We start from the raw sequence: 20271 nt of genomic DNA, 5'->3' as shown, positions 1-20271 counted from the left end.
GGTCGCCGCCGTAGCGGATGCCGTCACGCTTGTTCGTGTCCCAGAAGACGAGGTCCCCGGGGCGCGGGGTGTTGGTCTTCCGGCCCTGGTTGATCTGGCCCTGGAGCCAGTAGTTGAGCTGCAGGCCCCGGCCGGTGGCGTTCTTGGTGCCGTGCCAGATCGCGTTGCGGTTGAAGCACTCGCAGTCCATCTTCGACTCGCGGCAGGTCCAGCCGTACTCCAGCTTGTACGGGCGCCCCAGCCGGTTCTTCGCCGCGCGGACCACTGCCTGGCGCACTCCGGAGGCGGCCGTCGAAGCGTCCGCGGCCTCCTGTGCCGACGCCGTCGGCTGCGCCGGGGGCGTAGTGGCCGCCGAGGCGGTCTGCGGCAGGAGGAGGCCGGTCGAGGCCAGGAGTGCGGCCGCGGTCAGGATGATGCGCTGTCTGCTTGCCATGGGTGGTGGCCCTTCTGTGGGTGAGCGGGGGTGGTGGCATGCGGAGTCGCTGCCCCTCCCCCGTTATGTTCGGTCGACACGATAAAGAATGAACATGTCAATGCCAAGACTGGCGGACCGTCACTTGTCCGCATCTGCCGGTCCCGGCTGGTCATAGCGACAGGCAGTCCCCGACTTGCTGCGCGCACGACCGGGAGGTGCCGGGACGTCATACTGCGGGGACCGGCCCGCCTCCCACACGGGGATTCACCAGCCGGCTGTCTTCATCACTTCGATCAGCCGGTCATGAGGCAGTGCGTGGGCGGTGATGCCGTCCGGGCCCGTCATCGTGCGGGCGGCGAACAGCGCGTTCAGGATGGCCTCCTCGACCGCTTCCACCACCGCGTCGAACAGCGAGCCGAGCGCCGGGTCGGGGAGCATGCGCACCCACCTCTCCGGAGGGCCGGCTTCGGACAGGCCGTCCCCCGCCAGGCGGTTTCCGGTGGAGAAGGCGATGATGAGGTCTCCACTGGTGTGCTCGCCGTTCCCGCCGCAGCGGGCGATTCCCAGGACCGCGTGCTGCGCGAGCCGGTCGCACTGGTGGGGCAGCACGGGCGCGTCCGTGGCCAGGACGACGATGATCGATCCCGAGCCCTGCGCCGGGACAGGGCCGTGAGGAGGCGTCGGCAACGGCACCTCGGTAGCGGGGATCGCCTCGCCGACGGGGACCCCCGCGACGCGGAGCCGGCTCCTGCGCCCGTGATTGGCCTGCACCAGTGCCCCCACGGTCCAGCCCGCGCCGGCGATGCGGGAGGCAGTGCCGACTCCTCCAGCGAAGCCGTGGCAGATCATGCCCGTGCCCGAACCCACATTCCCCTCAGCCACGGGTCCGCTCGCCGCGGCACGCAGGGCGTCGTGCAGATGCTCGGCGCGTACGTGGAAGCCGTTGACGTCGTTGAGGAGCCCGTCCCAGGTCTCCCCTACGACGGGAAGGCACCAGTACAGCTCGTCCGGGTCCCGCTGGGCGACCTCGGCTGCGACCAGGGCGTCACGCACCACGCCGACGCTGTGCGTGTTGGTCAGCGCGACGGGCGAGGTGAGCGTGCCGGACTCGCGCACCCATTCCAGGCCCGTCAATTCACCGTTGCCGTTGAGCCGGTGGCAGCCGGCGAAGACCGGCCTCCTCCCCAGCGACCCTTCAGCGGGCACGACGACGCTGACGCCCGTCCGCACCGGCCCCCGGCCAGGTCGTAACCGGCCCTCACCTTCGATCAGGGTCCGGTGCCCCACCCGTACACCGGGCACGTCGGGTGATGGCGTTCCACTGCCCAGGACGACCCGAGCCGACGGTGATGCCCAGGTCACGTGCACGCATACGCTCTCTCTTCTGCCAGGAGTGTTGTCACTCCGTCTCTCCCCCACGGACTCCACGACTCCTACCAGCGACCGCGACCCCGGCGTACACCTCTCAGGCGCCACCGCCCCCACCGCGAGACCGGTGCCCGGGCACCTCGCTAAGCTGCACGGGGACGGACTCATCGAGCCCAGGAGGCGGACATAGCACGGCCGAAGAATCAGACCGCACGACGCGCCGAGCTGGTGGCGGCGGCGCGGAAGGCCATCGTGCTGCACGGACTGAGCGCGGTGCGGATCAGGGACGTCGCCGACACCGCGGGCATGGCCCCCGGCTCGGTGACCTACTACTTCCGCGAACTCGACGAACTCTTCCAGGAGGTGTTCACCGATGCCGTGGAACGCTTCTCCTCGCTGCGCCGGGCCGCCGCGGAGGATCTGGAGGACCCGCGTGACCGCCTTGTCGCGACGATCCGCGCCGGCCTGCCCACTGGACCGGACGACGAACTGTGCTGCCTGCTCTACGAATTCGCCCCGCAAGCACGCAAGGGCACCCGGGACGCCGCCCTGCGGCGGACCCTCTACGACGACCAGGTCGACCTCTACTGCGAGTTGCTGAGCAGCGGTGAGGCCGACGACGCCTTCCAGTTCGCAGCACCTGCCCGGGAAATCGCCTCCAACCTCGTCGCACTCGAAGACGCTTACGGCTATCACATCATCGCCGGCACCTCGGTCACACGAGCCACGGCAGAGCAGTACCTCATCGGCTACGCCGCCACAGCCACCGGCGCCCGGCTCCGCACCAACTGAGGGTAGACGGATACCTGGGTCCCAGCGGACCTCTCTCTCACCGCCTGCCCACTGCCTCCGTCCCGCACCTCCCCCGCAATGGCGCCGAGGACATCCCCCAGCCGGCACAGACCTCATCGCCGACAGCACCCCCGCGGAGGCTTACGGCCGCCGCCCGGACGAACCGCCCGCAGGAGATCCTTGGGGCGATCGCCCCGCCGCCTTGCAAGGAAGGAGCGGGGTCAGGAGGGCAGGCCGAGGGCATCCCAGAGGATGAAGGGATTCATGTCCTCGCAAGGACCGATGGGCGAGGCCCCGTGGTTGCCACGGGCGGCGCGGAAGTGGATGTGCCGGTGGTTGAGCCCGTCGGCTTTGGTGCCGACCTTGGCCCACACGGTGTTCCTCGTGAAGGAGGTGCCGACCCGGAGTTCGGAGCCGTCGAGTAGGTGACCGAGCGTCAGGCTCATGTTCACCGACGGGAAGTAGACCTGGATACGGCGGTTGTAGCCGCCGGGATCGTCACCGCGGCCGACCACCCGTCCCCGGCCCCAGGCGTAGCTGCGGCTACCGGTAGGCGCTCCGACATCGACGCCCTTGTGCCACTGGTCCCCTCGGCAGCCGAACTGGTAGCCGGGAAAGTACTGGTTGTAGCCGGAGGTGGTCCTTCCGTCTTTGACCTCCCACCAGGTGCCCGCGGGGGGCGATGCCCGCACGGAAGTTGCGCTGGCATGCTTCGCCGCACTCGACGGATGAACGGGCCGGCCGCCGCCTGATCTGGTGCAACACCAGGTCGTCCGCGGGTGACAGGCCTGCATGACGTGGATGCGCGGGCGGCCCCCGAGGCCCGAGGCCGGCATGCCATCGACGACATGTGGGGGCACGGTGACCGACAGCGAAGTGGACGTCTTCCTCGGCCTGGACGTGGGCAGGACCGCCATCACGGCCGCAGCCTGGCTCCGTCCGGGAAGAAGGTGTGAGAGGGGTGGATGGGCCGCGGGGCAGGGGGTTGCAATGAGGTGACCTGTGAGTAAGTTTACCCCCGAGTAAGGTTCGAGGAGGCCCCGCGCGGAGGAGCCGGTTCATGGGTGTGCGCAAGGAGTTGAGGCAGGCCGGGCGTCAGCGGGAGCTGGCGGGCAGGGCGCCGGTGCGGCTGGTGCGGGAGGCGGGGAGGGTGCGGGAGGCGCACTGCGCGCCGCTCGTGGAGCCGCCCGGGACCGGCAGTGTCGCAGACATCCCCTTCAGCGGCGCTCTGCAGGAGCCGGACGCGGTGGTGATCCGGCGCAAGGTGGACGGGCGGTGGCTGCCGGTCACGGCCGCCGAGTTCGCCGCGCTGGTGCGGTCGGTGGCGAAGGGCCTGATCGCGGCCGGCCTGGAGCCGGGCGGGCGAGTGGCGCTGATGTCGCGCACCCGGTATGAGTGGGAGGTCCTGGACTTCGCGATCTGGGCCGCGGGCGGGGTCACGGTACCGGTGTACGCCACGTCCTCGGCGCAGCAGGTGGCCTGGATCCTGGAGGACTCCGACGTGCGGTTGTGCGTGGTGGAGACGGAGGAGAACGCCGGGACGGTGGCGGCAGCGGAGCTGGGGCGGCGGCCGGTCGTGTGGCAGATCGACGGTGGAGCGCTGGCCGAACTGCGGGCGCTGGGCGGCGAGGTGGAGGACGGGGAGGTGGAGCGTCGCCGGGAGGCGCTGTCGCCGCGGTCGGTGGCGACGGTGTGCTACACCTCCGGGACGACCGGCCGCCCCAAGGGCTGCGTGCTCACCCACGGCAACCTCCTGGCGGAGGCCGCGAACACCGTCGAACTGCTGCATCCGGTCTTCCGTGCGGTGACCGGGCAGACCGCGTCGACGCTGCTGTTCCTGCCGCTGGCGCACATCCTGGGTCGCACCATCCAGATCGCCTGCCTGCTGGCGGGCATCGAGGTGGGACACTGCCCGAGCATCAGGCCGGACGAACTGCGGCCCGAGCTGCGGGAATTCCGGCCGACGTTCGTGGTGGGGGTGCCGTACCTGTTCGAGAAGATCCACGACACCGGGCGGGCCACCGCGGAGAAGCTGGGCCGTGGGGCGTCGTTCGACCGGGCGGACCGGGTGGCGGTGCGGTTCGGCGAGGCGGCGCTCGCGCGGTTCCTCGGTACCGGCCCGGGGCCGGGGGTGGGCGTTCGCGCCGCGTGGGCGCTGTACGACCTGCTGGTGTACCGGCGGGTGCGCAAGGAGCTGGGCGGCCGGCTCCGGTACGCCATCAGCGGCGGCTCGCCTCTGGACCGCCGGCTGAACCTGTTCTTCTTCGCCGCCGGCGTCGTGGTCTACGAGGGCTACGGGCTGACGGAGACGACGGCCGCGGCGACCCTGGTACCGCCGCTCGAGCCACGGCCGGGCACGGTGGGGCGGCCGGTGCCGGGCACGGCGATACGGGTCGCGGACGACGGCGAGGTACTGGTGCGCGGAGGGATCGTCTTCGAGTCCTACTGGCGGAACGCGGCCGCGACCGAGGAGGTGCTGACGGACGGCTGGTTCGCCACCGGTGACCTGGGCGCGCTGGACGACGAGGGGTTCCTGACGATCACCGGGCGGAAGAAGGACATCCTGGTCACCTCCGGCGGCAAGAACGTCTCCCCCAGCGTGCTGGAGGACCGGCTGCGGAGCCGGCCACCGGTGGGGCAGTGCATGGTGGTGGGCGACGACCGGCCCTACGTGGCGGCGCTGGTGACGCTGGAGGAGGAGGCGGTACGGCACTGGCTGGCGGTGCGCAGGCGGCCGGCGGACACACCGCGTGCCCGGCTGCGGGAAAACCCCGAGCTGCTGGCGGACGTGCAGCGTGCGGTGGACTACGCCAACGAGGCGGTCTCGCGGGCGGAGTCGATCCGGCGTTTCGTGGTTGTGGACGGCGAGTTCACCGAGGCCGGCGGCATGCTCACTCCGTCGCTCAAAGTCCGTCGGCAGGCCGTGGCCGAGGGATACGCGAAGGAGATCGACGAGCTGTACGCACGTTGACGAGGTGTCAGGCCGCGCCGCCGGGGTCGGGGCAGCAGTCGTGGATCAGCTCGTGCAGGAGAGCCGGAGTCCGGGCGGCCGGTTCGGCGAGGGTGACGATCCGGTCGATCAGGTGCCGGTAGAACTCGACTTCCTCGCGGTCCTCGGGGTAGCGGGCGCTGCGGAGCTGTTCGAGGTAGGCCACGTCGGGCAGGCCGCTTTCGGCGAGCCGGAGGAGGCTGACGGCGCCGCCGCCGGTCACGAGCCCGCCGGTGTGCAGGGGCAGCACCTGGACGGTGACGTGCGGCAGGCGGCTGACGGCGGTCAGATGGTGCAGTTGGGCGCGCAGGGTGTCGGGGCCGCCGAACGGGCGGCGGAGGGCGGCCTCGTCGATGACGGCCCACAGGTGCGGGGGGTGAGTGCGGTGCAGGACGTCCTGGCGGCGGGTGCGCAGCCGGACGCGGCGTTCGCGCTCGGACGTGCTGGTGCCGGGGTGGCCGAGGGCGAAGAGGGCGCGGGCGTACTCGGGTGTCTGGAGCAGCCCGGGCACGAACTGGGGTTCGTAGGCGCGGATGACGGAAGCGGCCTGCTCGAGGCCCAGGTAGGTCTCCAGCCACTCGGGGACGACGTCGCGGTAGTCGTCCCACCAGCCGGGCCGGTTGGCCTGTTCGGCGAGGCCGAGGAGAACGGCCCGCTCGGCGTCGTCGTCGACGCTGAAGATGGTCAGCAGGTCGGCGACGTCGCGGAGCCGGCAGCCGGTGCGGCCGAGTTCGATCCCGGCGAGGCGGGTGTCGGTGCTGCGGATCGCCTCGGCGGCCTCCTGCCGGGAGACGTACTGGGCTTCCCGCAGTTCGCGCAGCCGGCTCCCGAGGACCATGCGGGCCACGGCCGGTCCGGCCGGGGTGGTGGCATGGGTGGGCCGGGCGGTGCCGGCGGGGCCGGTTCTGGTGCCGTGTGTGCTTCGCATGGTCTCGCTCTCCGTCCACGAACGCCGCAGCGGTCCACCTTGGTGTTCTGCCCGCCGTGTCGCGGTGTTCACTTTTCCACAAGCACGGTCTTCGCGGCGCCCGTTGCCAATGTAGGGAACGGGGCGGTGTCTGTCAGCGGCGGGGTCCGGGGGTGACCAGGAGGTAGGGGCGGCGGCGGATGTCGGTGTAGCGGTCGGCGTCCCAGCCGTGGGTGGACAGGACGTGGGCGCAGTCGCCGAGACCGTCGTGGCCCTGCCGCCGGTCGGGGTCGTCGTCGGCGGTGTGCCAGGCGACGCGCACGGTGCCGGGGTCGGCGTGGCGGGCGGTGACGCGGTAGCCGCTGCTGGTGCACCGTCCGGTGTCGTCGAGTGCGGTGGGCGGGAGGCCGGCGGCTTCGAGGGTGAGGGCGACGGCGTGGACGGGGCGGGCGCGTTCCCAGTCGGCGGGTGTACCGGGGGTGCCGGTGAGGCGGCGGATCTCCAGGAGGGAGTGCCAGGCCCGGGTGGCGGCCTCGGGGTGACGGGCTCCGGCGTGCGGCGGACCGTCCCCGGTGGCGGGGGTGAAGGCGGAGGACGGTGCGCCCGGGTGGTGGTGATCGGGGTCCGTGGTGGTGCGGAGCAGGCCGTCGCGGAGGGTGCGGCCGGCGGGGGTGAGGTAGTGGGCGCCGCGGGTGCCGTGGCGACGGGCGAGGCCGAGGGCGGTGAGGCGCGCCGTGACGGCGGCGCTCGCGCGGATCTCGCCGGTGGCCGGGTCGGCTGCGGTGACCGCCCGGCGCTGAGCGGGTGTCAGCGGCGGGCGGCCGTGTCCCCGGCCGGGTGTGTCCCGGCCGGCGCGGGGCGGCGTCATACCGGCAGCGTACGGCCCCGGTGTGACGGGGGCGGGTCAGCGGACGGGGACGCCGGAGACCGTGCGGGAGATGACCAGGCGCTGGATCTCGCTGGTGCCTTCGAAGATGGTGTAGATCGCGCTGTCGCGGTGCATGCGCTCGACGGGGTATTCGCGGGTGTAGCCGTTTCCGCCGAGGATCTGGATGGCCTGGCCGGTGACGGACTTGGCGATCTCGCTGGCGTACAGCTTGGACATGGAGCCTTCGGCGGACTCGAAGGGCTTGCCGGCGGCGGCCATCCAGGAGGCGCGCCAGACCAGGAGGCGGGCGGCGTCGATCTGGGTGCGCATGTCGGCGAGCTGGAAGGCGACGCCCTGGTTGTCGATGATGGGGCGGCCGAACTGCTCGCGGGTCCGGGCGTAGTCGAGGGCCACCTCGTAGGCGGCGCGGGCGGTGCCGACGGCCATGGCGCCGACGGCGGGGCGGGAGGCCTCGAAGGTGGCCATGGCGGCGTTCTTCAGCCTCTCCCCACCCTTGCGGGCGCGTTCGCGGGCGCGGGCGAGGCGCTCGTCGAGCTTCTCCTTGCCGCCGAGGAGGCAGGAGCCGGGGACGCGGACGTCCTCGAGGACGACTTCGGCGGTGTGGGAGGCGCGGATGCCGTGCTTGAGGAACTTCTGGCCCTGGGAGAGCCCGGGGGTGTTCGGCGGGACGATGAAGGAGGCGTGGCCCTTGGATCCGAGTTCGGGGTCGACGACGGCGACGACGACGTGGACGTTCGCTATGCCGCCGTTGGTGGCCCAGGTCTTGGTGCCGTTGAGCACCCATTCGTCCTTGGCCTCGTCGTAGACGGCGCGGGTGCGCATGGAGGCGACGTCGGAGCCGGCGTCGGGCTCGGAGGAGCAGAAGGCGGCGACCTTGACGTCGTCGGCGTCGCCGTACATCTGCGGGACCCAGGTGCCGATCTGTTCCTCGGTGCCATTGGCGAGGACGCCGACGGCGGCCAGGCCGGTGCCGACGATGGAGAGGGCGATGCCGGCGTCGCCCCAGAACAGCTCCTCCATGGCCATGGGGATGCCGAGGCCTGTGGGGTCGAAGAACTGCTGGGCATAGAAGTCGAGGGAGTAGAGGCCTATCTTGGCCGCCTCCTGGATGATGGGCCAGGGGGTCTCCTCCCGTTCGTCCCATTCGGCGGCCGCCGGACGGATCACATCGGCTGCGAACCCGTGGATCCAGTCGCGGACGGCCTTCTGGTCGTCGTTGAGGTCGAATGCGAACTCCGCCATGGCAGGCCCTTCCCGAAGCGTGTTACCTGAAGTAACAGGTCATCCCGCCGCACAGTCTGTTACCGGTGAGTAAGGGCTGTCAACTCACCCGCTCGCCGCCGCGCGGCCCCTCCCCCGCGGGTGTTACGTTGCGCAGGGGACCAGCGACGACGGGCGGGGAGAGAACGGCGATGGGCACCACACGGCGCGAGGACCGGCACGGTACGGCCGAGCGCAGACGGCGGGAGCTGCTGGAGGCCGCCGACCGGGTGGTGCTGCGCGACGGCCCGGGCGCGTCGATGAACGCGATCGCCGCGGAGGCGGGGATCACCAAGCCGATCCTGTACCGGCACTTCGGCGACAAGGGCGGACTGTACCGGGCGCTGGCGGTGCGGCACACCGACGCGCTGCTGGACGCGCTCCGCGGCGCCCTGGACGCCCCGGCCGGCCGCCGCGAGCGGGTCGAGGCCACCCTGGACACCTACCTGGCCGCGATCGAGGCCCGGCCGCAGGTCTACCGCTTCCTGATGCACCCGGCGGAGGAGACCACCGCGGGCGAGCGCGGTTTCGACGTGGGCCGTCATTCCGCTCCCCTGCTGCGCCGGCTCGGCGAGGAACTCGCCGCCGTGATCGCCGAACGGGTGGAGCTGGGCCCGGACGCCGAGCGGGTGGCGCGGGTCTGGGGGCACGGGATCGTGGGGATGATGCACGCCGCCGGCGACTGGTGGCTGGCGGAACGTCCGTGTTCACGGCAGGAGTTGGTGCGGTCCCTGGCGGATCTGCTGTGGGGGAGGCTGGCCGTCGCCGGTGACGTGCGCGGCGGTCCCGGCTTCTGAACGCCCTCCGTGCCGCGATTCGGGGGCAGTCGGCCTTCTCGATAGGCTTGCCCCCGACCCAGGCGCATTGGAGGACCAAGGAAGATGGCAGGGAACACGGAGCCGCTGACGCCGCGGGCGAAGCTGGCCGTGACGGCGGGACGGGCCGCGGCGGCCTTCTCGCGGGCAGCAGGCCGCGGCAGCGGATCGGTGATCGGCGGCAAGGTGGCCCTCAGACTCGACCCCGACCTGCTGGCACGGCTGGCACGGCACCTGGACGTGGTGCTGGTGTCGGCGACGAACGGCAAGACCACCACGACCCGGCTGATCGCCGAGGCGCTGCGGGCCGGCGGCGAGGTCGTCTCCAACGCACTGGGCGCCAACATGCCGGCCGGGATCACCTCGGCGCTGGCGGGCGGGTCGTCCGCGCGCTTCGGTGTGATCGAGGTGGACGAGAAGTACCTGGCAGGGGTGGCCCGCGACGTCACGCCGAAGGCCATCGCGCTGCTGAACCTCTCCAGGGACCAGCTGGACCGCGCCGCGGAGACCCGGATGCTGGCGGAGCACTGGCGGGAGGGGCTGGCCGGGCAGAAGGCCGTCATCATCGCCAACGCGGACGACCCACTGGTGGTGTGGGCCGCCTCCGACTCGCCGAACGTGGTGTGGGTCGCCGCCGGCCAGGAGTGGAAGGACGACGCCTGGTCGTGCCCCGCGTGCGGCGGCGTGATGCAGCGGCCCGGGGACGACTGGTTCTGCGGCGAGTGCGGCTTCCGCCGCCCCACGCCGACCTGGGCCCTGTCCGGGGACCACGTGCTGGACCCGCACGGTTCGGCGTGGCCGATCAAGCTGCAACTGCCCGGCCGGGCGAACAAGGCCAACGCCGCCACCTCGGCCGCGGTGGCGGCCACCTTCGGCGTGGCGCCGCAGGTGGCCCTGGAGCGGATGTACGCGGTGACGGCCGTCGCCGGGCGGTACGACGTGGTGTCGTACCAGGGCCGCGACGTACGGCTGCTCCTGGCGAAGAACCCGGCCGGCTGGCTGGAGACGTTCTCCCTGATCGACCCGCCCCCGGCGCCGGTGATCCTGTCGGTGAACGCGCGCAGCGCGGACGGCACCGACACCTCCTGGCTGTGGGACGTGGACTACTCGCGGCTGGCCGGTCACCCGATCTGCGTGATCGGCGACCGCAAGCTGGACCTGGCGGTGCGGCTGGAGGTCGCGGGCGTCGACTTCCAGGTCTGCCAGAGCGCCCAGGAGGCGGTGCGGGCGTGCCCGCCGGGCCGGATCGAGGCGATCGCGAACTACACGGCGTTCCAGGACCTGCGCCGCGTCGTGGGCAACTGAGCAGGGCGAGGAGACGAGCATGGGTGACACGAGTCTGCGTCTGGTGTGGGTCTACCCGGACCTGCTGAGCACGTACGGGGACCAGGGGAACGCCCTGGTGGTGGAGCGGCGCGCGCAGCAGCGCGGCCTGGAGGTGCAGCGCATCGACATCCGCTCCGACCAGCCTGTGCCGACCTCGGGCGACATCTACCTGATCGGCGGTGGCGAGGACCGGCCGCAGCGGCTGGCCGCGGAGCGGCTGCGGCGGGACGGCGGGCTGAACCGCGCGGTGGACAACGGAGCGATCGTGTTCTCGGTGTGCGCCGGCTACCAGATCATCGGGCACGAGTTCATCAACGACCTCGGCAAGCGCGAGCCCGGCCTGGGGCTGCTGGACGTGACGTCGGGCCGCGGCGAGGCCGAGCGGTGCGTCGGCGACGTGCTGGCCGACATCGACGACCGGCTGGGGCTGCCGCAGCTGACGGGCTTCGAGAACCACCAGGGCGTCACGCACGTCGGGCCGAACGCCCGGCCGTTCGCCCGGGTCCGGCTGGGCAAGGGCAACGGGACCGGCGACGGCACAGAGGGCGCCTGGCAGGACACCGTCTTCGGCACCTACATGCACGGCCCGGTGCTCGCCCGGAACCCGCTGATCGCCGACCTGCTGATCAAGCTGGCGCTGGACGTCAACGCGCTGCCGCCGGTGGACGACCGGTGGTACGAGGCGCTGCGCGGCGAGCGCATCGCGGCTGCGGTCCAGCCCGCCTGAGCCGCGCTGCGGTACGGCGCCGGGGCACCCGCGGAGCGCGCGGGTGCCCCGGCGCCGTCGCGTGCGGAGGGCGGTCCTAGTCTGGTGCGGGCGGATCGGCACGAACCGGGAGCGTAGGGATGGATCACGGCGGACACGGCATGACGATGGATCTGCCGCCGATCACACTGGGACGGGCACTGGAGTTCTCCGCCGACCCCTTCTTCCTCGTGGGCTGCCTGCTCGCGCTGCTGCTGTACGGCGCGGGCGTGGTGCGGCTGCGGCGGCGCGGCGACGCGTGGCCGGTGTCCCGGACGGCCGGGTTCGTGCTGGGCGTGCTGAGCGTGGGCCTGGTGATGTGCACCGGGCTGAACGAGTACGGGATGGTTCTGTTCAGCGCCCACATGGTGCAGCACATGATCATCAGCATGCTGTCGCCGATCCTGCTGCTGCTGGGCGCTCCCGTGACGCTGGCGCTGCGGGCGCTGCCCGCCGCCGGGCGGGGGCGGCGGGGGCCGCGCGAGCTCCTGGTGACGCTGCTGCACAGCCGGTACGTGCGCGTGGTGTCGCACCCGGCGTTCACGATCCCGCTGTTCATCGCGAGTCTGTACGGCCTCTACTTCACCTCGTTGTTCGACCTGCTCATGTCGTCGCGGGCGGGACACCTGACGATGATGGTGCACTTCCTCGCGGTCGGCCTGGTGTTCTTCTGGCCGATCATGGGAGTCGACCCCGGCCCGCACCGCCCGGGCTACGTGATGCGGATGCTGGAGCTGTTCGCCGGCATGCCCTTCCACGCGTTCTTCGGCATCGCGCTGATGATGGCGAGCGAGCCGCTGATCGGCACGTACGCGGACCCGCCCGCCTCGCTGGGAGTCACCGCGCTGGAGGACCAGGAGTGGGCGGGGGGCATCGCGTGGGCCTTCAGTGAGATCCCGTCGGTGCTGGTCCTGATCGCGTTGGTGTTCCAGTGGTACTTCTCGGAGGAGCGCGCCGCGCGCGCCCGGGACCGGGCGGCGGACCGCGACGGCGACAAGGAGCTGGCCGCCTACAACGCCTATCTGGCGGCGCTGGACGCACGCGGACGGTGAAGGGCACGGGTTGCCCGGGGCCACAGGGGGTACGCGCTCGGTAGCGGTCCGGGCCGTGGCCGGTGACCATGGAGACCTGGCCGCGGCAGGGCGCTCAGGCGGACGTCTGACGGTGCCCGGCCGCCGGGAGGAGGCTGCCATGCCGGGAGCGGCGAAGGCGATGTCGGTGACCACGGTGGCGGCGCTGATCGTGGTGACCGCGTACACGGTGGGGCTGGGCGGGAGCGGCTGGCTGTGGTTCTCGTGGGTGGTGCTGGGCCTGGCGACGGCCGGGGTGATCTCGACACGGCGGAGCTGAGCCGCCCCGCCTCTCCCTTACCCGTGGGTCAGGAGTTAGGGTGCTGCGGCACCTTGACCGACGGGGGAGGCCGACGCGTGTTCTACCAGCTCTGCAAGTACGTCATCCTGGGGCCGCTGCTGCGACTGCTGTTCCGGCCCCGGATCGAAGGGCTGGAACGGGTACCCGAGGAGGGCGCGGCGATCGTCGCGGGGAATCATCTGTCCTTCTCCGACCACTTCCTGATGCCGGCGATCCTGCGACGGCGCATCACCTTCCTGGCGAAGGCGGAGTACTTCACCGGCCCGGGGCTGAAGGGGCGCCTGACCGCGGCGTTCTTCCGCAGCGTGGGGCAGATCCCGGTGGACCGCTCGGGCCGGGGTGCGGGTCAGGCGGCGGTCGAGGAGGGCGTGCGGGTGCTGGAGCGGGGCGAACTGCTCGGCATCTACCCCGAAGGCACCCGGTCGCACGACGGCCGGCTGTACAAGGGCCGGGTGGGGGTGGCGGCGATGACGCTGCGCACCGGCGTGAAGGTGGTGCCGTGCGCGATGCTCGGCACCTTCGAACTGCAGCCGCCGGGAAGGCGGTTGCCGCGGATGGGGCGTGTGACGATCCGGTTCGGCGAGCCGCTGGACTTCTCCCGGTTCGCCGGGATGGAGGGTGAGCGCACCGTGCTGCGGGCGGTCACGGACGAGATCATGCACGCCGTTCTGGAGCTGTCCGGCCAGGAGTACGTCGACCTGTACGCGCCCGAGGCCAAGGCCGCCGCGCAGGCGGCGAAGCAGGTGGGCGCGGGCGACGCGCGCGCCGAGGACGAGCAGGGCCGGTAGGTCCCGCCGGGCGGGAGGGGCGCGCCTCCGGGCCCGACGCCTCTCCTCAGCCGTCCTCCGGTCGCGGAGGGCGGCGTTTCACTTCTCGCGGCCCGGCCGCCGGTCTCCGGCGGCCGGGCCGCGGTGTTCCTCCGCCGCGCCGCGGTGTTCTGCGGCGATGCCGAAGCGGCGGCGTTCGCCGGCAGCGGACGGGGTGGGGCGGACGGCGGAGACGGTGCTGATCACCCCGTCCTGCTCCTCGGCCGGCGGCTGCTGAAGTCGTTCCAGGTCAGCGGCGGAGACGAGCGCGACCAGGGGCCTGCCGTGACGGGTCACGACGACACGTTCCCCGCCGTAGACGACGCGGTTGATCAGATCCGCGAGCTCAGCGCGGGCTTGCGTCACCGGAATCTCGTAGGCCATGCTCACCAGCATACGGACTGTACGTCCTGTATTTTCTGTACAGATTCGGGGCGCAGGTGCCCCGACGTACCCGAACTGAGGTGTCCGCGATGCGCCGACCCGTGCCGACCGCGCGCTACGTCCTTCCGGAGTTCACCGAGCGCACCACCTCGGGGACCCGAACCCTCGACCCGTACTCCAAGCTCCTCGACGAGCGGATCGTCTTCCTCGGCACCCGCATCGACGACACCAGCGCCAACGACGTGATGGCGCAGCTGCTGCATCTCGAACACGCCGCGCCGGACCGGGACATCTCGCTGTACATCAACTCCCCCGGCGGCTCGTTCACGGCCATGACGGCGGTGTACGACACGATGCGGTTCGTCGAGTGCGACATCGAGACCGTCTGCCTGGGGCAGGCCGCGTCGGCGGCGTCGGTACTGCTGGCCGCTGGGACGCGCGGCAAGCGGCTCGCGCTGCCCGGGGCGCGGGTGCTCCTGCACGAACCGGCGTTCGACGAGCCGGTGCAGGGGCAGGCCGAGGATCTGGCCATCCAGGCCCGGGAGCTGCTGCGGACCCGCGCCCTGCTGGAGGAGCTGTACGTGCGGCACACCGGCCGCAGCGCCGAAGCGGTACGGGCCGACCTGGACCGGGACACGGTACTGGACGCGGAGGGCGCCGTGGCGCACGGCCTCGTCGACCGGATCACGGTCCCCCGCAAGGGTGCGTTCGCGGCGCGCGGGCGGGGGTGAGGGCGTGCTTCCGCCGGAACTCCCGCCGCTGCCGGCACTCACCCGGGCCGAGGGGGCAGTGGTCGACTCCTACCTCGAAGTCGTCGACCTGCTGGGCCGCATCAACCCAGCCCGCGGCAGCGACACCTACGGCGCGCTGCGGGCCGCGCAGGCGTTGACCGGCCGGGCGGCCGCGCTGCTGGACGCGTTGACGCTCATGCAGCAACGCGGCGAGCGGGATCTGCACGCCGCGACGCTGGCCCGCGCGCTGCGGGAGCTGGACGGTGAGCGGCGCGCCGCTCGGGTGACGCTGCCCGCGACGGGAAACGGTGCCACGAAGGAGTGAACGGGCACCACGCGGCAACATGACGGGCATGACCACCCGCAACGAGACGCCCGCGGAACGCGCCGACCGGAACTTCCTGGAACTGCTCCAGGAGCTCCGCGTCATCCAGACCGGTGTGCAGATCCTCTTCGCGTTCCTGCTCACTCTCGCGTTCACGGCGCGCTTCCCGGAGCTGGACTCCTTCCAGCGCGGCACCTACATCGCGACGCTGCTGCTGTCCGTGCTGGCGGCGATCCTGTTCACCGCCCCGGCGGCGCTGCACCGCACGCTGTTCCGGCGGGGCGCCAAGCGGCTCATCGTGGACGTCTCCGCACGGTTCGCCGCCGCCGGGCTGTTCGCGCTGGCGCTGGCGCTGGCGGGCGCGGTGCTGCTGGTGGTGGACGTGGTGCTGGGCCGGGGTGCGGGCGTCTCGGTGGCGGTGGCGGCGCTCGCGGTGTGCGCAGGGTCGTGGGCGCTGCTTCCGCTGTGGCTGCGCCGGGGGCGGGTGCGCCGGGATCCCGACGAGCCCGACGAGACGCGCCGGCCGGGCGACGGGCCGGGCCCGGCCGGCGCGTCGGTGCGCTGAGCGGCGCCGGCGCCGCTGGTCCGGCGGCTCGCTCCCGGGGCGGTCAGCCGTGACCGGACCGGGCTCCGGGCGGGGCGGTGGAGACGATGACGTCGGCGGCGTGGTCGAGGTCGGCACCGGTGAGGTCGGCACGGGCGGTGAGGCGCAGGCGGGAGATGCCGTCGGGGACGGAGGGCGGGCGGAAGCAGCCCACGGTCAGCCCGCGGGACGCGCACTCGGCCTGCCAGCGCACCGCCGCCTGCGGCGTGGGGGCGTGCACGGAGACCACCGCGGCGTCGGGACGTGCCCCGGTCAGGCCCGCCGCGGTGAGCCGGTCGTGCAGGCCGGCGGCGGCGGCCCGTACCCGCGCGGCTCGTGCGGGCTCGGCGCGGAGCAGGCGGAGCGCGGCGAGGGCGGCGGCCGTGGCGGCGGGCGCCAGGCCGGTGTCGAAGATGAAGGTGCGGGCCGTGCTCACGAGGTGGTCGATGACGCGGGCGGGCCCCAGGACGGCGCCGCCCTGGGCGGCCAGCGACTTGGAGAGGGTGACGGTGACGACGGTGTCGGGTCCGCCGGCCAGACCGGCGGCGTGCGGGGCGCCGCGTCCGCCGTCGCCGAGCACGCCGAGGCCGTGGGCGTCGTCGACCAGGAGCGCGGCGCCGTACGCGCGGCAGGCGGCCGCGAGGGCGCCCAGGGGCGCGGCGTCGCCGTCGACGGAGAACACCGAGTCGGTCAGCGCCAGGGCCCGGCCGGGGTGCCCGTCGAGGGTCTTGCGCACCGCGTCCGGGTCGCTGTGCGGGACGACGGCGGTGCGGGCGCGGGAGAGCCGGCATCCGTCGATGAGAGAGGCGTGGTTGGCGGCGTCGGAGACCAGCAGGGTGCCGGAGTCGGTCAGGGCGGTGACGGCGGCGAGGTTGGCGGCGTAGCCGGAGGCGAGCACGAGGGCCGCTTCGAAGCCGCAGAAAGCGGCGAGTTCGGCCTCGAGTTCGGCGTGCAGCTCGGTGGAGCCGGTGACGAGGCGGGAGCCGGTGGAGCCGGCGCCCCAGCGGCGGGCGGCGGCGGCCGCCGCGTCGGTGATCTGCGGGTGACGGGCGAGGCCGAGATAGTCGTTGCCCGCGAGGTCCAGACCGGAGCGGTTCGCGGCGCGCGGCCGCAGCGTCCGGTTCAGTCCGGCGCGGTGGCGCAGGCGTTCGGCCTCCTCGAGCCAGTGGAAGGGGTCGCGGGGCCGGCCGGGCATGGCGGGGTCCTGTCCTCGTCTGCGGTCGTGGGCTTCCGACAAAGGTAGCCGCGGGCCGGACGGGCCGGGGTGTGGCGATACACACACCCGTTTCCGCCGATCTTGTGGGCTCTCTCCTTTCGCGGCGCGCCCGGCGTAGGCGAGTATCAGCGCCATGGACCTGCTGAACACTCTGGTGGACAAGGGGCTGCGGCGCGAGCTGCCGACGCGCGACGAGGCGCTGGCAGTGCTGGCGACGGCGGACGACGAACTCCTCGACGTGGTGGCCGCGGCCGGGAAGGTACGCCGCCACTGGTTCGGACGGCGGGTCAAACTCAACTACCTGATCAACCTGAAGTCCGGGCTGTGCCCGGAGGACTGCTCGTACTGCTCGCAGCGCCTGGGTTCGAAGGCGGAGATCCTCAAGTACACGTGGCTGAAGCCGGACGAGGCCGCGCAGGCCGCCACCGCCGGGGTGACGGGCGGCGCCAAGCGGGTGTGCCTGGTGGCCAGCGGGCGGGGCCCCACCGACCGGGACGTGGACCGTGTGTCGGAGACGATCGCGGCGATCAAGGGCGAGCACGGGGACGTGGAGGTGTGCGCGTGCCTCGGACTGCTCTCCGACGGGCAGGCCGGTCGCCTCAAGGACGCCGGAGCGGACGCCTACAACCACAACCTCAACACCTCCGAGTCGACGTACAAGGACATCTGCACCACCCACGACTACGCCGACCGGGTGGAGACGGTGCAGCAGGCCCAGCAGGCAGGGCTGTCGGCGTGTTCCGGGCTGATCGCCGGCATGGGCGAGTCCGACGAGGACCTGGTCGACGTGGTGTTCGGGCTGCGCGGGATGGACCCGGACTCGGTGCCGGTCAACTTCCTCATCCCGTTCGAGGGCACGCCGCTCGCCGGCGAGTGGAACCTGACGCCGCAGCGCTGCCTGCGCATCCTGGCGATGGTGCGCTTCGTGTGCCCGGACGCCGAGGTCCGGCTGGCGGGGGGCCGCGAGGTACAGCTGCGGTCGATGCAGCCGCTCGCGCTGCACCTGGCGAACTCCATCTTCCTCGGCGACTATCTCACCAGCGAGGGGCAGGCGGGCAAGGCGGACCTGGAGATGATCGCCGACGCCGGCTTCGAGGTGGAGGGCGCGGACACCACCACCCTGCCCGAGCATCGGACCGACGGCCTGGTGTCCGTGCGGCGGCGCGGCGCCGGCACCGAACTGCCGCCCAATGCCTGAGTCGTTCACCGGAAGGGGCGACCCCGTCGGCGAAGGCGGGCTCACGGCGTCCGAACTGCTGGCGCTGGACCGGCGGCACGTGTGGCACCCGTACGGGCCGATGCCCGGACGGGAGGAGCCGCTGCTGGTGGAGTCCGCGGCGGGCGTGCGGCTCCGGCTGGCCGAGCCGGTGGAGGGCCGCCGTGAGCTGGTGGACGGCATGTCGTCGTGGTGGTCGGCCATCCACGGCTACAACCACCCGGTGCTCAACGCCGCCGCGACCGAGCAGCTGGGGCGGATGAGCCACGTGATGTTCGGCGGGCTGACGCACGAGCCCGCGGTGCGGCTGAGCCGGCGGCTGGTCGACATCACCCCCGAAGGGCTGGAGCACGTCTTCCTCGCCGACTCCGGTTCGGTGTCGGTGGAGGTCGCGCTCAAGATGTGTCTGCAGTACCAACGGTCCCGGGGCCGGCCGCGCCGGCAGCGGCTGCTGACCTGGCGTGGCGGCTACCACGGCGACACGTGGAACCCGATGTCGGTGTGCGATCCGGACGGCGGCATGCACGGCCTGTGGGCCGGGGTGCTGCCCCGTCAGGTGTTCGCGGACGCGCCGCCGTCCGGCTTCGACGCGGCGGTGGACCCGGTGTACGCCGCGCACCTGCGGGAGCTGGTGGCGCGGCACGCGGACGAACTGGCCGCGGTGATCGTGGAACCGGTGGTGCAGGGCGCGGGCGGCATGCGCTTCCACTCCCCCGCCTATCTGCGGGTGCTGCGGGAGGCGTGCGACGAGCACGACGTGCTGCTGGTGCTGGACGAGATCGCCACCGGTTTCGGCCGCACGGGCGCGCTGTTCGCGTGCGGGCACGCCGGGATCGCGCCGGACGTGCTGTGTCTGGGCAAGGCCCTGACGGGCGGCTACCTGACGATGGCGGCGACGCTGTGCACGTCGCGGGTGGCCGAGGGGATCTCGCGGGGCGAGGTGCCGGTGCTCGCGCACGGACCGACGTTCATGGGGAATCCGCTGGCGGCGGCGGTCGCCGACGCTTCGCTGGGGCTGTTGCTCGGGCAGGACTGGGCGGCGGAGGTCGCACGCGTGGAGTCGGGGCTGCGTGCCGGTCTGGAGCCGGTACGGGCGCTGCCCGGGGTGCGGGACGTGCGGGTGCTCGGTGCCGTCGGGGTGGTGCAGCTGGACGGCCCGGTGGACACCGCCGCGGCCGGGCGGGCGGCCGTACGCGAGGGCGTGTGGCTGCGCCCGTTCCGCGACACGGTGTACACGATGCCGCCCTACGTGACCGGCGACGAGGACGTGGCACGCATCTGTGCCGGCGTACGGGCTGCCGTGGCCGCCTCGGTGGAGGCCACGGCGGCAACGGGGACGGCGGCGCGATGACGGTCCTGGTCGTCACCGGTACGGGCACCGGGGTGGGCAAGACGGTGGCCACCGCGGCGCTCGCCGCCGCCGCGGTGCGGGCGGGGCGTTCGACGGCGGTGGTCAAGCCGGCACAGACGGGCGTCGCACCCGGTGAGGCCGGTGACGTGGCGGAGGTCGTACGGCTGGCCGGGGACGCGGTGGAGACCGCGGAGCTGGCCCGCTATCCCGAGCCGCTGGCTCCGGCGACGGCCGCGCGCCGGGCCGGGATGGCCACGCTGCCGCCGGCGCGGGTCGCCGCGGCGGTGCGGGAGCTGGCCGGGCGGCACGATCTGGTGCTCGTCGAGGGCGCCGGCGGGCTGCTGGTGCGGTTCGACGAGGAGGGCACCACGCTCGCCGACACGGCGCGGCTGCTCTCGGCGCCGGTGGTGGTGGTCGCCAACGCGGCACTGGGAACCCTGAACGCGACGGCGCTCACCGCGGAGGCGCTGCGGGCGCGCGGGCTCGACTGCGCGGGTGTGGTGGTCGGCGCGTGGCCGGCCGCGCCGGGGCTGGACCACCGGTGCAACCTGGAGGATCTTCCGGTGGTCGCGGGCGCGCCGCTGGCCGGGCTGCTGCCCCAGGGCGCGGGCGGCATGGCGCCGGAGGCGTTCCGGGCCTCGGCTGCGGGCTGGCTGGCGCCGTCGCTGGGCGGTACGTGGGACGGCGGGCCGTGCGCGCAGACGACCGGGGCGACCGCAGCGGGCGGCTGACGGTGCCGTGGCCGGTGGCCGGTCCGGCGTTCCGCGGGCGGCCCGGCCGCC

22 protein-coding genes are annotated in these 20271 nt (G+C 72.9%); 14 read left to right on the top strand and 8 right to left on the bottom strand.

The genetic code is table 11. The annotated features are described in order from the left end of the window. On the bottom strand, positions 1 to 433 hold a 433-nt coding region (locus tag RM572_RS22385), incomplete at its 3' end, for an NlpC/P60 family protein (RefSeq protein ID WP_394813676.1). Positions 434 to 679: 246 nt separating this feature from the next. Further along, entirely contained in the window at positions 680 to 1951 is a 1272-nt protein-coding gene (locus tag RM572_RS22380; RefSeq protein WP_311675201.1) for a DmpA family aminopeptidase, read from the bottom strand. Positions 1952 to 2011: 60 nt separating this feature from the next. On the opposite strand from RM572_RS22380, the gene RM572_RS22375 reads away from it, so the two are divergent. Next, complete coding sequence (locus RM572_RS22375) at positions 2012 to 2575, top strand: TetR/AcrR family transcriptional regulator (RefSeq protein WP_311675200.1); 564 nt, start codon at positions 2012 to 2014, stop codon at positions 2573 to 2575. 221 nt (positions 2576 to 2796) lie between these two features. Here RM572_RS22375 and RM572_RS22370 read toward each other — a convergent pair whose 3' ends face one another. Beyond that, complete coding sequence (locus RM572_RS22370; RefSeq protein WP_311675199.1) at positions 2797 to 3267, bottom strand: M23 family metallopeptidase; 471 nt, start codon at positions 3265 to 3267, stop codon at positions 2797 to 2799. A gap of 368 nt (positions 3268 to 3635) precedes the next feature. Here RM572_RS22370 and RM572_RS22365 point away from each other — a divergent pair, with 368 nt between their 5' ends. Next, positions 3636 to 5546, top strand: coding sequence for an AMP-dependent synthetase/ligase (locus RM572_RS22365; protein ID WP_311675198.1), 1911 nt, complete (start codon positions 3636 to 3638; stop codon positions 5544 to 5546). Between the two features lie 7 nt (positions 5547 to 5553). Here RM572_RS22365 and RM572_RS22360 read toward each other — a convergent pair whose 3' ends face one another. The 3 genes from RM572_RS22360 to RM572_RS22350 form a co-directional block, all read right to left on the bottom strand. Further along, positions 5554 to 6492, bottom strand: a complete 939-nt coding sequence (locus tag RM572_RS22360; RefSeq protein WP_311675197.1) for a helix-turn-helix domain-containing protein — start codon at positions 6490 to 6492, stop codon at positions 5554 to 5556. 133 nt (positions 6493 to 6625) lie between these two features. After that, positions 6626 to 7339, bottom strand: coding sequence for a hypothetical protein (locus RM572_RS22355; protein WP_311675196.1), 714 nt, complete (start codon positions 7337 to 7339; stop codon positions 6626 to 6628). A gap of 36 nt (positions 7340 to 7375) precedes the next feature. Next, complete coding sequence (locus tag RM572_RS22350; RefSeq protein WP_311675195.1) at positions 7376 to 8602, bottom strand: acyl-CoA dehydrogenase family protein; 1227 nt, start codon at positions 8600 to 8602, stop codon at positions 7376 to 7378. Positions 8603 to 8772: 170 nt separating this feature from the next. On the opposite strand from RM572_RS22350, the gene RM572_RS22345 reads away from it, so the two are divergent. The 6 genes from RM572_RS22345 to RM572_RS22320 all read left to right on the top strand — a co-directional run bounded on the left by RM572_RS22345 (position 8773) and on the right by RM572_RS22320 (position 13665). After that, complete coding sequence (locus RM572_RS22345) at positions 8773 to 9417, top strand: TetR family transcriptional regulator (RefSeq protein WP_311675193.1); 645 nt, start codon at positions 8773 to 8775, stop codon at positions 9415 to 9417. Positions 9418 to 9501: 84 nt separating this feature from the next. Continuing rightward, positions 9502 to 10740, top strand: coding sequence for a MurT ligase domain-containing protein (locus tag RM572_RS22340; RefSeq protein ID WP_311675192.1), 1239 nt, complete (start codon positions 9502 to 9504; stop codon positions 10738 to 10740). A gap of 19 nt (positions 10741 to 10759) precedes the next feature. After that, positions 10760 to 11488: a type 1 glutamine amidotransferase gene (locus RM572_RS22335; protein ID WP_027764720.1), complete on the top strand. Its 729-nt coding sequence runs from the start codon at positions 10760 to 10762 to the stop codon at positions 11486 to 11488. Between the two features lie 119 nt (positions 11489 to 11607). Continuing rightward, entirely contained in the window at positions 11608 to 12558 is a 951-nt protein-coding gene (locus RM572_RS22330; protein WP_311675191.1) for a cytochrome c oxidase assembly protein, read from the top strand. 139 nt (positions 12559 to 12697) lie between these two features. Further along, positions 12698 to 12856: a hypothetical protein gene (locus RM572_RS22325; RefSeq protein WP_027764722.1), complete on the top strand. Its 159-nt coding sequence runs from the start codon at positions 12698 to 12700 to the stop codon at positions 12854 to 12856. A gap of 77 nt (positions 12857 to 12933) precedes the next feature. Continuing rightward, a complete protein-coding gene (locus tag RM572_RS22320) occupies positions 12934 to 13665 on the top strand; it encodes a lysophospholipid acyltransferase family protein (RefSeq protein ID WP_311675190.1) in 732 nt (243 codons plus the stop codon). A 78-nt stretch (positions 13666 to 13743) separates the two neighbouring features. On the opposite strand, the gene RM572_RS22315 is transcribed toward RM572_RS22320, so the two are convergent. Beyond that, positions 13744 to 14067: a type II toxin-antitoxin system Phd/YefM family antitoxin gene (locus RM572_RS22315; RefSeq protein WP_311675188.1), complete on the bottom strand. Its 324-nt coding sequence runs from the start codon at positions 14065 to 14067 to the stop codon at positions 13744 to 13746. A gap of 89 nt (positions 14068 to 14156) precedes the next feature. On the opposite strand from RM572_RS22315, the gene RM572_RS22310 reads away from it, so the two are divergent. Genes RM572_RS22310 through RM572_RS22300 form a run of 3 tightly spaced genes read left to right on the top strand, consistent with a single transcriptional unit; the run spans position 14157 to position 15688 of the window. After that, a complete protein-coding gene (locus RM572_RS22310) occupies positions 14157 to 14798 on the top strand; it encodes an ATP-dependent Clp protease proteolytic subunit (RefSeq protein ID WP_311675187.1) in 642 nt (213 codons plus the stop codon). 4 nt (positions 14799 to 14802) lie between these two features. Then, entirely contained in the window at positions 14803 to 15123 is a 321-nt protein-coding gene (locus RM572_RS22305; protein ID WP_311675186.1) for a hypothetical protein, read from the top strand. Positions 15124 to 15151: 28 nt separating this feature from the next. Continuing rightward, entirely contained in the window at positions 15152 to 15688 is a 537-nt protein-coding gene (locus RM572_RS22300) for a DUF6328 family protein (RefSeq protein WP_311675185.1), read from the top strand. A gap of 43 nt (positions 15689 to 15731) precedes the next feature. On the opposite strand, the gene RM572_RS22295 is transcribed toward RM572_RS22300, so the two are convergent. Beyond that, a complete protein-coding gene (locus tag RM572_RS22295; protein WP_311675184.1) occupies positions 15732 to 16901 on the bottom strand; it encodes an 8-amino-7-oxononanoate synthase in 1170 nt (389 codons plus the stop codon). A gap of 154 nt (positions 16902 to 17055) precedes the next feature. Here RM572_RS22295 and bioB point away from each other — a divergent pair, with 154 nt between their 5' ends. Genes bioB through bioD form a run of 3 tightly spaced genes read left to right on the top strand, consistent with a single transcriptional unit; the run spans position 17056 to position 20220 of the window. Then, entirely contained in the window at positions 17056 to 18120 is a 1065-nt protein-coding gene (gene bioB, locus RM572_RS22290) for a biotin synthase BioB (protein WP_311675183.1), read from the top strand. Further along, positions 18113 to 19489 carry an adenosylmethionine--8-amino-7-oxononanoate transaminase gene (locus tag RM572_RS22285; RefSeq protein WP_311675181.1) on the top strand — a complete coding sequence of 459 codons (1377 nt, stop codon included), beginning with the start codon at positions 18113 to 18115 and terminating at the stop codon, positions 19487 to 19489. Before bioB ends, RM572_RS22285 begins: the two co-directional genes overlap by 8 nt. Next, a complete protein-coding gene (bioD, locus tag RM572_RS22280; protein ID WP_311675180.1) occupies positions 19486 to 20220 on the top strand; it encodes a dethiobiotin synthase in 735 nt (244 codons plus the stop codon). The genes RM572_RS22285 and bioD overlap by 4 nt, the downstream gene beginning before the upstream one ends. The last annotated feature ends 51 nt before the right edge of the window (positions 20221 to 20271 follow it).

Origin of the sequence: Streptomyces hazeniae, assembly GCF_031845485.1 — a bacterium.
Taxonomy (GTDB): Bacteria; Actinomycetota; Actinomycetes; order Streptomycetales; family Streptomycetaceae; genus Streptomyces; species Streptomyces hazeniae.
This window is presented reverse-complemented; position numbering and strand designations above follow the sequence as displayed.